Below are 12,789 nucleotides of genomic sequence, written 5' to 3'. Positions count from 1 at the left end.
CGAAGGCACCAGTTTCCAACGAGACGACAGACAAGCAGAGAGCGAGGCACGAGACGGATGGCGGGACAAGGCCCCTGGGGCGGCGGCGGAGATGACGGCAAGGGCGGCAGGCAGCCGCCGCAGGAAGGGGGCCAACGCCCCTGGGGAAGTGCCGGGGGCAACAATCAGGGCGGCCGCGACGACCGGCCGCAGGGTCCGCGCCGCGGCGACCAGATGCCCGAGATCGAGGACCTGGTGCGCAAGGGCCAGGATCGGCTGCGGGTGCTGATGGGCGGCAAGGGCGGCGGCGGTGGTCGCGGCAACGGTCCGCGCCGCCCGCAGGGCCCGCAATTCCAGATGAGCCGCGGCACCTGGGGGCTGGTCGGGCTTGCGGCGGTGGCGCTTTGGGCCTTCACCAGCTTCTACACCGTCAAGCCCGAGGAACGCGCGGTCGAGCTGCTGTTCGGCAAGCCGGTCGGCACCGGCGATCCGGGTCTGAACTTCGCGCCCTGGCCCTTCATCACCGCCGAGGTGGTGCAGGTCTCGGGCGAGCGCACCACCGAGATCGGCACCGGCCGCGCCGGGCCGATGGATTCGGGGCTGATGCTGACCCGTGACCAGAACATCGTCGACATGGCCTATCAGGTGGTCTGGAACATCTCGGATCCCGAGAAATTCCTGTTCAACCTGGCCGATCCCGAAGGCACCATCCGCGCCGTCTCGGAATCCGCCATGCGCGACATCGTCGCCCGCTCGGAACTGGCGCCGATCCTGAACCGCGACCGCGGCGCCATCGCCGACGATCTGAAACTGGCGGTGCAGAACACGCTGAACGATTACGAGGCGGGGATCAACGTGCTGCGCGTCAACCTGGACCGCGCCGACCCGCCGCGCGAGGTGATCGACAGCTTCCGCGAGGTGCAGGCCGCCCAGCAGGAACGCGACCGGCTGGAAAAGGAGGCCGACGCCTATGCCAACCGCGTGCTGGCCAGCGCCCGCGGTGAGGCGGCTGCGGTGATCGAACGCGCCGAAGCCTATCGGGCCGAGGCGGTGAACACCGCCGAGGGCGAGGCCGCGCGTTTCAACTCGGTCTATGACGAATATATCAAGGCGCCGGAGGTGACACGCCGCCGGATGTATCTGGAAACCATGGAAAAGGTGCTTGGCGGGGTGAACAAGGTCATCCTTGACGGCGAGGCCGGGCAGGGCGTTGTGCCCTATCTGCCGCTGGATCAGTTGCGCAGCGGAGCACCCGCCGCGGGCAGCCGGAATTCGGGCAATGCCAATGCGGGCAATACCAGCGGGGGGAACCAGTGATGAACCGTGCGATCTCGCTTCTGGCACTGCCCTTCCTGGTCGTGGTCGCCGTGCTGGCGATCTCGGCGCTCTATATCGTCGATGTGCGCGAAAAGGCGCTGGTGCTGCGCTTCGGCGAGGTGGTCGAGGTGCGCGAGGAGCCGGGCCTTGGCGTCAAGGTGCCCTTCCTCGACAATGTGGTGAAATACGACGCCCGCATCCTCGGCCTGCCGACCCCGCCGATGGAGGTCACGCCGCTGGACGACCGCCGCCTGGTGGTGGACGCCTTCGCGCGCTGGCAGATCACCGATGTGGTGCAGTTCCGCCGCGCCGTCGGCGGCGGCGGCATCGAATTCGCGCAAAGCCGGCTTGAGCCGATCGTGACCAATGCCATCCGCCAGGTGCTGGGTTCGGTGCCCTCGACCACGGTGCTGTCGGATGACCGCACGGCGCTGATGAACCGCATCCGCGACCTGGCGCGCGAGGATGCCAAGGATCTGGGCATCCGCGTCATCGACCTGCGCCTGACCCGCACCGATCTGCCCGAACAGAACCTGACCGCGACCTATGCGCGGATGCGGGCCGAACGCGAGCGCGAGGCCGCCGACGAGATCGCCCGCGGCGGCGAGGCCGCGCAGCGCGTCCGGGCCGCCGCCGACCGCACCGTGGTCGAGCTGACCTCGGAGGCAAGGAAGCGCGCCGAAGTGGTGCGGGGCGAGGCCGATGCCCGCCGAAACGCCATCTATGCCGATGCCTTCGGCCGCGATCCCGAGTTCTTCGCCTTCACCCGCTCGATGACCTCCTATGAACGGGCGCTGCGGGGCGAGAACAGTTCGCTGGTGATCCAGCCGCAAGGCGAGTTCTTCGACTATCTGCGCAATGACGGGTCCGAGCGTGCCAACCCGGTGCCGGCGCCGGCCCCCAAGGCCGGAGCCGAGACCGGGACCGAGACCGGGGCCGAGGAACCTGCGGCCGAGACCGAGGGCGCGTTGCAGCCGGGCGAGACGCCCGCGCCGACCGAGACCAATCGCGAGGGCCAGCCGCTCGGCTCGAATGCGGGGGTGACGCTGACGCCGCTGCCCGAAACCCTGGCGAGCCCACCGCAAGAGGAATCGGTGGTGCCGCCGGCGCCGGCGCCGGCGGACTGAACCGCGGCCGACGACGAAAGAAACGGCGGGGCGCCTTCTGGGCGCCCCGCCTTTTTCATGCCGCAACGGTCCGGGCCGGGTTCAGTCGGGTTCAGTCGGGTTCGGCCAGCAGGCTGTTGCGGCGCGTCTCGTCCTCGGCGATCTCGCGCTGCCATTCCCGCCAGATCGAGACCAGCAGCGCCATCAGCACCGGTCCGACGAACAGGCCGACGATGCCCAAGGTCTTCACCCCGCCGATCAGCCCGAAGAAGGTCGGCAGGAAGGGCAGTTTCACCGGCCCGCCGACCAGAACCGGACGGATGGTCTTGTCGACGACGAACAGCTCGCAGGTGCCCCAGATGAACAGCGCCGCGCCCTCGACCGGCGAGCCGCTGGCGGCCAGGTAGATCGAGACCAGCGTGAAGCTGAGCGGCGCACCGCCGGGGATCAGCGCCATGAAGCCGGTGATGACCCCGAAGGTCACCGGCGAGGGCACGCCGGCCAGCCAATAGGCCAGACCCAGCACCACCCCCTCGCCGATGGCGATCAGCGTCATGCCGGTCACGGTCGAGCTGATGGTGGCCGGAACCACCCGCGACAGCCGGCTCCAGCGGTCCGGCAGGATGCGTCGGCCGACGCGGTCCACCTGCGCGACGATCCGGTCGCCGTCGCGGTAAAGCACGAACAGCGTGATCAGCATGAACAGCAGCGTCAGCGCCAAGTGGAAGGCCAGCGAGCCCGCCGTCACCGCGCCGCGATAGATCGCGCCGATATTCGAGCCGCTGACCAGTTGCACGATCTCGCTGATCCCGCCGGGCCGGCCGATATAGGTCTGCCAGTTCTCGTTCAGCCAGTCGCCGATCTGCGGCAGATCGACCATCCAGGCCGGCGTGGGCGCCCCGGCGCTGTTGACCAGGATCGCCCAGTTGATCCAGTCCCGCAATTCGCGGAAGGCATAGACCAGCGCCAGGGTCAGCGGCACCACCAGGAAACAGACCAGCACCAGCACCAGCAGCGCCGCGGCTCCGGTGCGGCCCAGGTTCAACCGGAAGGCGGCGCGGTTGCGCAGCGGCCAACTGGCCAGCGCGATCACCATCGCCGCCAGCACCGGCACCAGAAAGCCGTGGAAGAAATAGATCGAGGCCGCGACGATGGCCAGCAGCAGCCAGCGCGCGGCCGAGATATTGGTCACCAGGGGCGGGCGATGCAGCCGCAACCCGGTCTGCCTGGCATGTTCGCCGCGCTGCGTCTGCTGCTCTGCGAATTCGGTCCTGCGTTGTCGGTCCGGCATATCGCCTGTGGTCATTGTCTCCGGTCCTGGTTCGGCGCCGGCCGGCGCGTCATGCTGCAACGAGATAACAGATCGCCCGCCGCTGCAAGCCGGAATGCCGGCGCAAGGCGGGCGGACGCGGCAAGGCGCGCTCACGATCCTGTGGACCACGGGCATGTCAGGGGCGTGACAGCGCCGGCCGGCGCGGCTAGGGTCGCGCCCGACCAAGGGGAGTCCCGGCAAGGGGCTGAGAGACTGCAGGCACAAGCGGCGCGGTGACCCTTAGAACCTGATCCGGATCATGCCGGCGAAGGGATGGTATGGACCTGTCTGCCCCATGCCTCTCCCTGGCCGGCCTCACCCGCGAGGCCATGACGGAAAGCCGGTCTCGCCCCATGACAGGAGGACAGCATGTCCGAACGTTTCTCTGAAATCCTGCGCCGCGAATGCGCCGCCGACTGGACGGCGGCCACCGGCCACCGCTTCGTGACCGACCTGTGCGACGGCAGCATCGCCGATGCGACGATGGCGGCTTATCTGGTTCAGGACCACCGTTTCCTCGACGCTTTCCTGACGCTTCTGGGTGCGGCCATCGCCTCGGCCGACCGTTTCGAATCGCGGCTGCGCTTCGGCCGCTTCGCCGGCATGGTCTCGGGCGAGGAGAACGACTATTTCCTGCGCGCCTTCGCGGCGCTCGGCGTCAGCGAGACGCAGCGGGCCGCCATTCCCGACAAGCCGCCCACCGCCGGTTTCCAGGCGCTGATGCGCGAGGCGGCGGCGACGCGCGCCTATCCCGCCGTGCTGGCGGTGCTGGCGGTGGCCGAGGGGCTCTATCTCGACTGGGCGCGCCGGGCGCCGCAGCCGCTGCCCGAAAACTTCGTCCATGCCGAATGGATCACCCTGCACGATAATCCCTTCTTCCGGGATTTCGTCGCTTTCCTGCAGGCCGAACTGGATCGCACCGGCCCCGCCGCGGCCGGGCAGGCCCGCGATTTCTTCCGCCGCGCGGTGCGGCTGGAGGTGGAGTTCTTCGACGCGGCCTATCAGCCCTAGCCGTCAATCCCCGACGATCTCGACCGGAAGCGGGCCAGCCGGCGGCCCGTTTTCCCGATAGTCCAGCACGATGCGCCGCAGCGCCGTCGGCGCGATGCGCTCGGCGCTGTGGCGCAGCTCGGGCAGGCGCCACCAGCGGAACTCGCGGATCCTGCCGGCCTCGGGCGCGGCCTGGACGGCGGGGCGAAAGGCGGCGGTCTCGATCAGGAAGTAATCCTCGGACTGCCGCCAGCGGCGCTGGCCCAGCGTCATCGTCACCCGGCGGCGCCAGACCAGCGGGCCGGGGGCGGGCAGGGCGAAGCCCAACTCCTCCATCAGCTCGCGGCGCAAGGTCACCTCGGGGGTCTCGCCCGGCTCGGTGCCGCCGCCGGGGGTGATCCACCAGTCGCCGCTGCCTAATCCACCCGCATCAGCAGCACCCGGTCATCGGGCGTCAGCAGGATGGCGCGCATGGCCTGCCTGTCGATGATCCGCATGGCGCCCCCGAGCCAAGGAAAAGCCCCGGTCCGGCGGGTGCCGTCCGGGGCCGCTGTCGCATTGACGAGGATTATTCCTCGTCGCTGTCCGGCACGTCGGCGATATCGTCCAGCGACACGTCGCCGTCATCGTCGTCATCGTCCAGCAGATCATCGTCCAGATCGCCGGTATCGGCGTCATCGTCCAGATCGTCGTCATCGACCAGTTCGTTCTGATCCTCGTTCCGCGCCGCGGTCTTTTCCGAGATCAGCGAGCGCGACCGGCCGTTGGTCAGGCTTTCCACGGTGAATTCCGCGCCGCAGGCCGGGCAGGTCATCGGGTCGTTTCTCAAGTCGTAGAAGCGTGTGGCGCAATGGGGGCAAAGGCGTTTCGTGCCCCATTCCTCTTTGGGCATGGTATTCTCTTTTTCTGCCGCGTTCAGGTAAATCCGCTGTCCCCTGCCATAGCCGGGCGGGGCTGTCAAAGCCTTTTCCCCTTGCGGGCGGGTGGCGGTGCAGGGGAAAGATGGAGCAACAGGCAGGCCGTCGCAAGATGCGGGACAAGATGGACAGGATTCTGGTCGGAGGCGACATCCCGGTGACGCTGCGGCGCTCGGCCCGGGCGCGGCGCATGACGCTGCGCGTGGCGCGGGCGGGCGGCGAGGTGGTGCTGACCCTGCCCAGCCGCACCAGCCTTTCCGACGGCCGCGCCTTTGCCGAGTCGCGGGCGGAATGGCTGCGCCGCACCCGGGCCGGGATGCCGGCGCTGCAGCGGGCCGAGCACGGAGCGCTGCTGCCGGTCGAGGGTCGGCTGCGCCGCATCACCCCGGCCGAGACCCGGCGCGTCGCGCTGACCGAGGAGGCGCTGCTGGTGCCGCTCGGCCGGCCGGCCGGCGTGGTGGTCGAGGCCTGGCTGAAGCACCTGGCCCAGGCCCGGCTGGTCGCGGCCTGCGACCGCCATGCGGCGGCGCTGGGGCGCGGCTTCCGGGCGCTGGCGCTGCGCGACACCCGCTCGCGCTGGGGCAGCTGCACCCATGACGGGCGGCTGATGTTCTCCTGGCGCCTCGCCATGGCGCCGCCCGAGGTGCTCGATTACGTCGCCGCGCATGAGGTGGCGCATCTGGCGCATATGGACCATTCGCCGGCCTTCTGGGCCGCGACCGGGCGGCTGATGCCGGATTACGACCGCCATCGCGCCTGGCTGCGCGCGCATGGCCACGAGCTGCTGGCCTGGCGCTTCCGCCTTTGACGGGCAGGGCTTGACGGCCGCCGGTTTTGTGATCACAGCATGGCGCATGACTGCTTCGCGTTCCTCGGAAACCTCGGCCCATGAGCGGCTTTACCGCAACCTGCGCCAGCGCATCATGCTGGGCGAATTGCCGCCCGGCCTGCCGCTGACCCTGCGCGGCATCGCCGCCGAGCATCGCGTCTCGATGACCCCGGCGCGCGAGGCGGTGCGGCGGCTGGTGGCCGAAGGCGCGCTGTCGCTCTCCTCCTCGGGGCGGATCACCACGCCGGAGCTCTCCATCGAGCGCATCGAGGAACTGGCCGCCCTGCGCGGGCTGATCGAGCCGGAACTGGCCGCCCGCGCCCTGCCGCGCGCCCACCAGGCGCTGATCGAGCGCATGGCGGTGATCAACGCCGCCATCGGCGAGGCGGCCGAAAGCCACGACGCCGTGGGCTATATCCGCACCAATCTGGAATTCCACCGGCTGCTCTACCTGCGCGCCCAGGCGCCGGCGATGCTGGCCATCGTCGAGACGGTCTGGCTGCAGCTCGGCCCGACCATGCGGGCGCTCTACGGCCGGGTCAAGCGCAACGAGCCGCCGCGCCATCACCGGATGATCCTGGCCTCGCTGCGCGCCGGGGACGAGCCGGGGCTGCGCCTGGCGGTCCGGGCCGACGTGACCCATGGCCTGCGCCACCTGGGCAGCGCCTGAACCGGCCCCCGGCATCTTCGTTGCAAAAATACCCGAACCCGGCCGCGCGGCAGGGCGCCGCCGCGGCCCGGTTCAGACCTCCTCGATCCGCAGCTCGACCGGCTCGCCGGCGATGACGCCGGTGCGGGGCAGGGCCTCGATGGCATGGTCGATGGCCTCGGGCGTGGTCTTGTGGGTGACGATCAGCACCGGCGCCACGCCCTCGGTCCGGGAATGGCCGTATTGCCGCATCCGGTCGATCGAGATGCCGCTGTCGCCCAGCACCGAGGCCACCTTGGCCAGCGCGCCGGGCTTGTCGGTCAGCTGCAGGCGGATGTAATAGGCCGCTGGAACCGCCGTGCGCGCCGGCTGCGGGCTGGCCAGCGTCTCGGCCGGCTGGCCAAAGCTGGGCATGCGCACGCCGCGCGCGATCTCGACCACGTCGGACATGACGGCGCTGGCCGTCGGACCCTCGCCGGCCCCGGCGCCGCGCAAGACGATCTGGCCGACCGAGTCGCCCTCGATCACCACCATGTTGGTGCCGCCCTGCAACTGGCCCAGCGGGCTGTCGGCGGGCACCAGGCAGGGCGACATGCGCTGTTCCAGCCCGCGCCCGGTCATCTGCGCCACGCCCAGCAGCTTGATGCGATAGCCCATGTCGGCGGCGCGGCGGATGTCGTCGATGCTGACCCGCTCGATGCCCTCGATCTCGACCGCGTCGAAGCTGGGCCTGGTGCCGAAGGCGATGGCCGAAAGGATCGCCAGCTTGTGGCTGGCGTCGATGCCGCCCACGTCCAGCGTCGGGTCGGCCTCCAGATAGCCGAGTTGCCGCGCCTCCTCGAACACCGTCTCATAGGGCAGGCCGGCGCTTTCCATGCGGGTCAGGATATAGTTGCAGGTGCCGTTCATCACCCCCATGACGCGACGGATCTCGTTGCCGGAAAGCGACTCGGTCATCGCCTTGATCACCGGGATGCCGCCGGCCACGGCGGCTTCGAAGCGGATCACCCGGCCATTGGCCTCGGCCAGCTCGGCCAGTTCCTGGCCGTGGATCGCCAGCAGCGCCTTGTTGGCGGTCACCACGTCCTTGCCGGCGCGCAGCGCGGCGGTCACCGCCTCGCGGGCGATGCCCTCCTCGCCGCCGATCAGCTCGACGAAGACGTCGACATCCTCGCGCAGCGCCAGGGCACGGGCGTCCTCCTCCCAGGCATAGCCCGATAGGTCCACGTCGCGGTTCTTCATCCGGTCGCGGGCGCTGACGGCGGTGACGGCGATGGGCCGGCCGGCGCGAAGCCCAAGCAGGGCGGCGTGTTTCTGGATGATCTTGACGGTGCCGGTGCCGACCGTCCCGAGACCAGCGATGCCGAGACGAAGCGGAGAGGCGTTTTGCCCCTGGTTCTGGGCGGACATATGAAACTCTTATCTATGGACGAAGCGGTGTTAGCGGATGGTGCGGCACGTTGCAACGCGCATGGATGCCGGGCGGCACTCGGGCTGGGGTTCAGGCTTCGTCGTCGCCCGCCCAGTAGCCGGGAACGCCGGTGGCACGCATCACCCGCATCACCCGCACGCCCATTTCGACCGTGGCCTCGCTGATGGCGTTGAGGTCGGGAACGCCCAGCGGCTGGCGCTGCACCTCACCGCGGGTATTGACGAAAGCCGGATGCCAGCGGAGCTTGTCCTCGGTCGGCCGCCACGAGGCATGGCAAAGCAGATTGCGATGCTGCCGGATCTCGTAAAGCCGGTCGGTGATGCGGTTGCGGTCGCGCAGCCCCGGATAGCGGCGCATGGCGGCGTCGAGCTGCTCGATCAGCGTGCCCATGGAATCGTCGGCGATGGCGCCCATGCGGGTCAGCCAGCTTTGCAGCTCCTCCTCGGTCAGGTCGTCGGCCAGCCGGGCGCGCTCCAGCGCATAGATGGCGCGCTTGATGATCTCCTCGAGCCAGCCGAGATTCGCCACGCATTGTCCCAGCGCGGCGGCGAAATCCGGCGGCAGGGTGTAATGCGTCTCGGGCGGCGCGCCTATTCTCGCCATAGCTCGCCGACCCAGCCGACGGGAAGCAGGTAATGGCGCAAGTGCTTCGACAGGCTTTCGCGCCGGCGGCCGTCGAAGGCGGCGCGCAGATGGTCCAGCGGCGCGCGATGCTGGTCCTTGTCGCTCCAGCGACCCAGGATGGCGTCGGGCGGATTCAGATCGCCGGGAAAGATCACGATGCGGGTGCCGTCAGAGACGCGCGCCGGGCGCAGATAGTTCAGCGGAAAGTTCGGCACGCAATGCATGCGGAAATGCGCCAGCCAGCCCTTGGGCCAGAACTTCACGCCGCCCGGCGCGTTGCGGGTGACGAAGCGCTGCTCATAGCGGAACTTGTCGGCGGCGGCCTGCGGATCGGCGCGAAAGATCTCCTGCAAGGGTTTCAGCTTGCCGACGCGCATCCGGTAGACCGAGGTCTGGCCCATCTTCTCCAACGGCGTGTTCGGGTTCAGCCCCAGCACGGTGTCGTCCGGCTCGCCATAGGCGAAGAAATCGTCGAGGCTGCCGGTCACGATCACGTCCAGGTCCAGAAACAGCACCACGCCCTGCACGTCGCCCAGCTCGCCCCAAAGCCGGGATTTCGGCCATTTGCCCTTGGTGTTGACCGGCGCCTGGTAGTCGAATTCGGGCAGCGGCCGCACGGCGATGTCGGGATGCAGCCCGGCGCCGTCATCGGTGAAGCAGTAAAGCCGGAACGGCGGCGTGATGTTGCGCGCCACCATCCCGTGCAGGCGATTGACGAATTCCGGGCCGAATTTCGTGCCCCATTTGATGCAGATGATCTGCTTGACCGTGCCGTTGCGCCCGTCGTTCATCCCGCCCTCGCGTTTCCGGGGGCGAGTTTTTCACAGCGCCCGGAAACAGGCAAGCCGGGCTCAGAGGATCTTTTGCAGCAGCACCAGGTCCAGCCAGCGGCCGAACTTGCGCCCCGCCTGCGGCACCTGCCCGACCTGCCGGTAGCCGATGGCGCGGTGGAAGGCGACGGCGGCCTTGTTCTCGGCCGAGACGCCGGCGATCATGCTATGCGCGCCGCCGGCGCGGGCATGGTCCTCGACCGCGGCCATCAGCGCCCGGCCCACCCCGCGCCCGCGCGCGGCAGCGGACAGGATCACCGTATGCTCCATGCAATGCGCATAGCCGTTGCCAGAGCGGAACTGGTCGTAGCTCACCAGTCCCAGCACCGCGCCACCGGCCTCGGCGACCAGGAATTCGCGCCCCGCCGCCCGGCGCGCGGCGATCATTCCCGCCAGACCCGCGGCGGTCTTCTCCTCGCTGGAGAAGGTCACCGTGGTCTCGCGGATCAGCGGATTCCAGAAATCCAGAATGGCGGTCAGGTCGCGATCCTCGGCAGGTCGGATGATCATGGGCTTGCTCCGGTTGGAAGCCGCCGCCCGATCTCTCGCGCGGCGGCCGGTCATCTCACCGTTGCACAAATACCCATGCGACGGCGCCGGCAACAGCCGCCATTGCCGACGGCCCCCTAGGCCGCCCGCGCCTCGCGGATCAGATCCAGGATGTTGCGCGCCGCCGAGGGAATGTTGGTTCCCGGCCCGAAGATCGCCTTCACCCCGGCCTTTTTCAGGAAATCGTAATCCTGCTGCGGGATCACGCCGCCGCAGATCACGATGATGTCGCCGGCGCCCTGGTCCTTCAGCGCCGCGATCAGCTTCGGCGCCAAGGTCTTGTGCCCGGCCGCCTGGGACGAGATCCCCACCACATGCACGTCGTTGTCGATGGCGTCCTGCGCGGCTTCCTCGGGGGTCTGGAACAGCGGCCCGACATCGACGTCGAAGCCGATATCGGCGAAGGCGGTGGCGATCACCTTGGCGCCGCGGTCATGGCCGTCCTGGCCCATCTTGACCACCAGCATGCGCGGCCGGCGGCCCTCCTGTTCGGCGAAGGTCTCGACATCGCGCTGGATGCGCGCGAAATCGTCGTCGCCCTCATAGGCGGCGCCATAGACGCCGGCCAGGGTCTTGACCTCGGCCCGGTGGCGGCCGAATTCCTTCTCCATCGCCATGCTGATCTCTCCCACGCTGGCCCGGGCGCGCGCGGCTTCGACCGCCGCCTCGAGCAGGTTGCCGCCTTCCTTCGCCCGGCGCGTCAGCTCGTCCAGCGCCGCCTGGCATTGCGCCTCGTCCCGCGCCGCGCGCATCGCCTGCAGCCGGGCGATCTGCGCCTCGCGCACCTTCATGTTGTCGATGTCGAGAATGTCGATCGGCTCTTCCTTGGCCAGCCGGTACTTGTTCACGCCCACGACCACCTCGTCGCCGCGGTCGATCATGGCCTGGCGGCGGGCGGCGCTTTCCTCGATGCGCAGCTTGGGCATGCCCGAGGCGACGGCCTTGGTCATGCCGCCCATCGCCTCGACCTCCTCGATCAGCGCCCAGGACTTCTCGGCCAGTTCGTGGGTCAGGCTCTCGACGTAATAGCTGCCGGCCAGCGGATCGACGACATGGGTGATGCCGGTCTCCTCCTGCAGGATCAACTGGGTGTTGCGGGCGATGCGGGCCGAGAATTCGGTCGGCAGCGCGATGGCCTCGTCCAGCGCGTTGGTGTGCAGCGACTGCGTGCCGCCCAGGGCCGCCGCCATCGCCTCATAGGCGGTGCGCACCACGTTGTTGTAGGGATCCTGCTCCTGCAAGGACACGCCCGAGGTCTGGCAATGCGTGCGCAGCATCAGGCTGCCCGGTTTCTTCGGGTCGAATTCCTTCATGATCCGCGTCCACAGCAGCCGCGCGGCGCGCAGCTTGGCCGCCTCCATGAAGAAGTTCATGCCGATGGCGAAGAAAAAGCTGAGCCGCCCGGCGAACTGGTCCACGTCCATGCCGGTCTTCAGCGCGGCGCGGACATATTCGCGCCCGTCGGCCAGGGTATAGGCCAGCTCCTGGACCAGGTTCGCGCCCGCCTCCTGCATGTGATAGCCGGAAATCGAGATCGAGTTGAACTTGGGCATCTCGCTCGAGGTGTATTCGATGATGTCCGCGATGATCCGCATCGAGGGCTCGGGCGGATAGATATAGGTGTTGCGGACCATGAACTCCTTGAGGATGTCGTTCTGGATGGTCCCGGACAGCACGGCGCGGGAATGGCCCTGTTCCTCGCCGGTGACGATGAAATTGGCCAGGATCGGGATCACGGCGCCGTTCATGGTCATGGACACGGAAACTTTATCCAGCGGAATGCCGTCGAACAGGATCTTCATGTCTTCGACGCTGTCGATGGCGACGCCGGCCTTGCCCACATCGCCCTCGACGCGGGGATGGTCGCTGTCATAGCCGCGATGCGTGGCCAGGTCGAAGGCGACCGAGACGCCCTGCTGCCCGGCGGCCAGCGCCTTGCGATAGAAGGCATTCGATTCCTCGGCGGTGGAAAACCCGGCATATTGCCGGATGGTCCAGGGCCGGCCGGCATACATGGTGGCGCGCGGGCCGCGGGTATAGGGCTCGATTCCGGGCAGGCTGCCCAGATGCGGCAGGTTCTGCACATCCGCCTGGGTATAAAGCGGCTTGACCTCGATCTCCTCCAGGGTGTGCCAGATCAGGCTGTCCGGATCGGCCCCCTTGAGCTCCTTGCTGGCGAGCCGGCGCCATTCTTCCAGTGCGGCTTTCGTGCTTTCGGTCATCTTGCATCCTTTCCCATGGCGCCTCGGCTCTTA

The 12,789-nt window shown here is 68.7% G+C and carries 13 protein-coding genes and 1 riboswitch; of the genes, 5 read left to right on the top strand and 8 right to left on the bottom strand.

The genetic code is table 11. The annotated features are described in order from the left end of the window. Nucleotides 1-57: 57 nt before the first annotated feature. Together hflK and NBE95_RS09325 are read left to right on the top strand one after the other, a co-directional pair. Nucleotides 58-1,296 (top strand): FtsH protease activity modulator HflK, encoded by a 1,239-nt coding sequence (hflK, locus tag NBE95_RS09330; RefSeq protein ID WP_289893621.1) that lies wholly within the window; start codon nt 58-60, stop codon nt 1,294-1,296. Next, a complete protein-coding gene (locus tag NBE95_RS09325) occupies nt 1,296-2,423 on the top strand; it encodes an SPFH domain-containing protein (protein WP_289893620.1) in 1,128 nt (375 codons plus the stop codon). Before hflK ends, NBE95_RS09325 begins: the two co-directional genes overlap by 1 nt. 91 nt (nt 2,424-2,514) lie before the next feature. On the opposite strand, the gene NBE95_RS09320 is transcribed toward NBE95_RS09325, so the two are convergent. Next, on the bottom strand, nt 2,515-3,708 hold the full coding sequence (locus NBE95_RS09320; protein WP_289893619.1) for an AI-2E family transporter: 1,194 nt from the start codon (nt 3,706-3,708) through the stop codon (nt 2,515-2,517). Between the two features lie 181 nt (nt 3,709-3,889). After that, nucleotides 3,890-4,005, top strand: a riboswitch (TPP riboswitch). A gap of 78 nt (nt 4,006-4,083) precedes the next feature. Between NBE95_RS09320 and NBE95_RS09315 the strand changes: the two genes are divergently transcribed. After that, on the top strand, nt 4,084-4,725 hold the full coding sequence (locus NBE95_RS09315) for a TenA family protein (RefSeq protein WP_289893618.1): 642 nt from the start codon (nt 4,084-4,086) through the stop codon (nt 4,723-4,725). A 3-nt stretch (nt 4,726-4,728) separates the two neighbouring features. Here NBE95_RS09315 and NBE95_RS09310 read toward each other — a convergent pair whose 3' ends face one another. Further along, nucleotides 4,729-5,061, bottom strand: a complete 333-nt coding sequence (locus NBE95_RS09310; protein WP_289893617.1) for an NUDIX hydrolase — start codon at nt 5,059-5,061, stop codon at nt 4,729-4,731. 211 nt (nt 5,062-5,272) lie between these two features. Continuing rightward, nucleotides 5,273-5,596, bottom strand: a complete 324-nt coding sequence (locus NBE95_RS09305) for an FYDLN acid domain-containing protein (protein ID WP_289893616.1) — start codon at nt 5,594-5,596, stop codon at nt 5,273-5,275. Between the two features lie 137 nt (nt 5,597-5,733). Here NBE95_RS09305 and NBE95_RS09300 point away from each other — a divergent pair, with 137 nt between their 5' ends. Together NBE95_RS09300 and NBE95_RS09295 are read left to right on the top strand one after the other, a co-directional pair. Then, complete coding sequence (locus NBE95_RS09300; protein ID WP_289893615.1) at nt 5,734-6,429, top strand: SprT family zinc-dependent metalloprotease; 696 nt, start codon at nt 5,734-5,736, stop codon at nt 6,427-6,429. 46 nt (nt 6,430-6,475) lie between these two features. Then, nucleotides 6,476-7,120: a GntR family transcriptional regulator gene (locus NBE95_RS09295; protein ID WP_289893614.1), complete on the top strand. Its 645-nt coding sequence runs from the start codon at nt 6,476-6,478 to the stop codon at nt 7,118-7,120. Nucleotides 7,121-7,192: 72 nt separating this feature from the next. On the opposite strand, the gene NBE95_RS09290 is transcribed toward NBE95_RS09295, so the two are convergent. The 5 genes from NBE95_RS09290 to scpA all read right to left on the bottom strand — a co-directional run bounded on the left by NBE95_RS09290 (nt 7,193) and on the right by scpA (nt 12,756). After that, nucleotides 7,193-8,509: a homoserine dehydrogenase gene (locus NBE95_RS09290; RefSeq protein ID WP_289893613.1), complete on the bottom strand. Its 1,317-nt coding sequence runs from the start codon at nt 8,507-8,509 to the stop codon at nt 7,193-7,195. A 91-nt stretch (nt 8,510-8,600) separates the two neighbouring features. Beyond that, the gene (locus NBE95_RS09285; protein ID WP_019352253.1) at nt 8,601-9,134 is read right to left on the bottom strand and encodes a hypothetical protein; all 534 of its coding nucleotides are present in this window, start codon (nt 9,132-9,134) and stop codon (nt 8,601-8,603) included. Continuing rightward, the gene (locus tag NBE95_RS09280) at nt 9,122-9,946 is read right to left on the bottom strand and encodes a glycosyl transferase (protein ID WP_289893612.1); all 825 of its coding nucleotides are present in this window, start codon (nt 9,944-9,946) and stop codon (nt 9,122-9,124) included. The genes NBE95_RS09285 and NBE95_RS09280 overlap by 13 nt, the downstream gene beginning before the upstream one ends. Nucleotides 9,947-10,006: 60 nt before the next feature. Continuing rightward, nucleotides 10,007-10,495 carry a GNAT family N-acetyltransferase gene (locus tag NBE95_RS09275; protein WP_289893611.1) on the bottom strand — a complete coding sequence of 163 codons (489 nt, stop codon included), beginning with the start codon at nt 10,493-10,495 and terminating at the stop codon, nt 10,007-10,009. Between the two features lie 116 nt (nt 10,496-10,611). Continuing rightward, nucleotides 10,612-12,756, bottom strand: coding sequence for a methylmalonyl-CoA mutase (scpA, locus tag NBE95_RS09270; protein WP_289893610.1), 2,145 nt, complete (start codon nt 12,754-12,756; stop codon nt 10,612-10,614). Nucleotides 12,757-12,789 lie beyond the last annotated feature (33 nt).

Source organism: Paracoccus sp. TOH (assembly GCF_030388245.1).
In the GTDB taxonomy this organism is placed as follows: domain Bacteria; phylum Pseudomonadota; class Alphaproteobacteria; order Rhodobacterales; family Rhodobacteraceae; genus Paracoccus; species Paracoccus simplex.
Note: the sequence above shows the minus strand (reverse complement) of the source record. Positions and strands in the feature narration are given on the sequence as shown.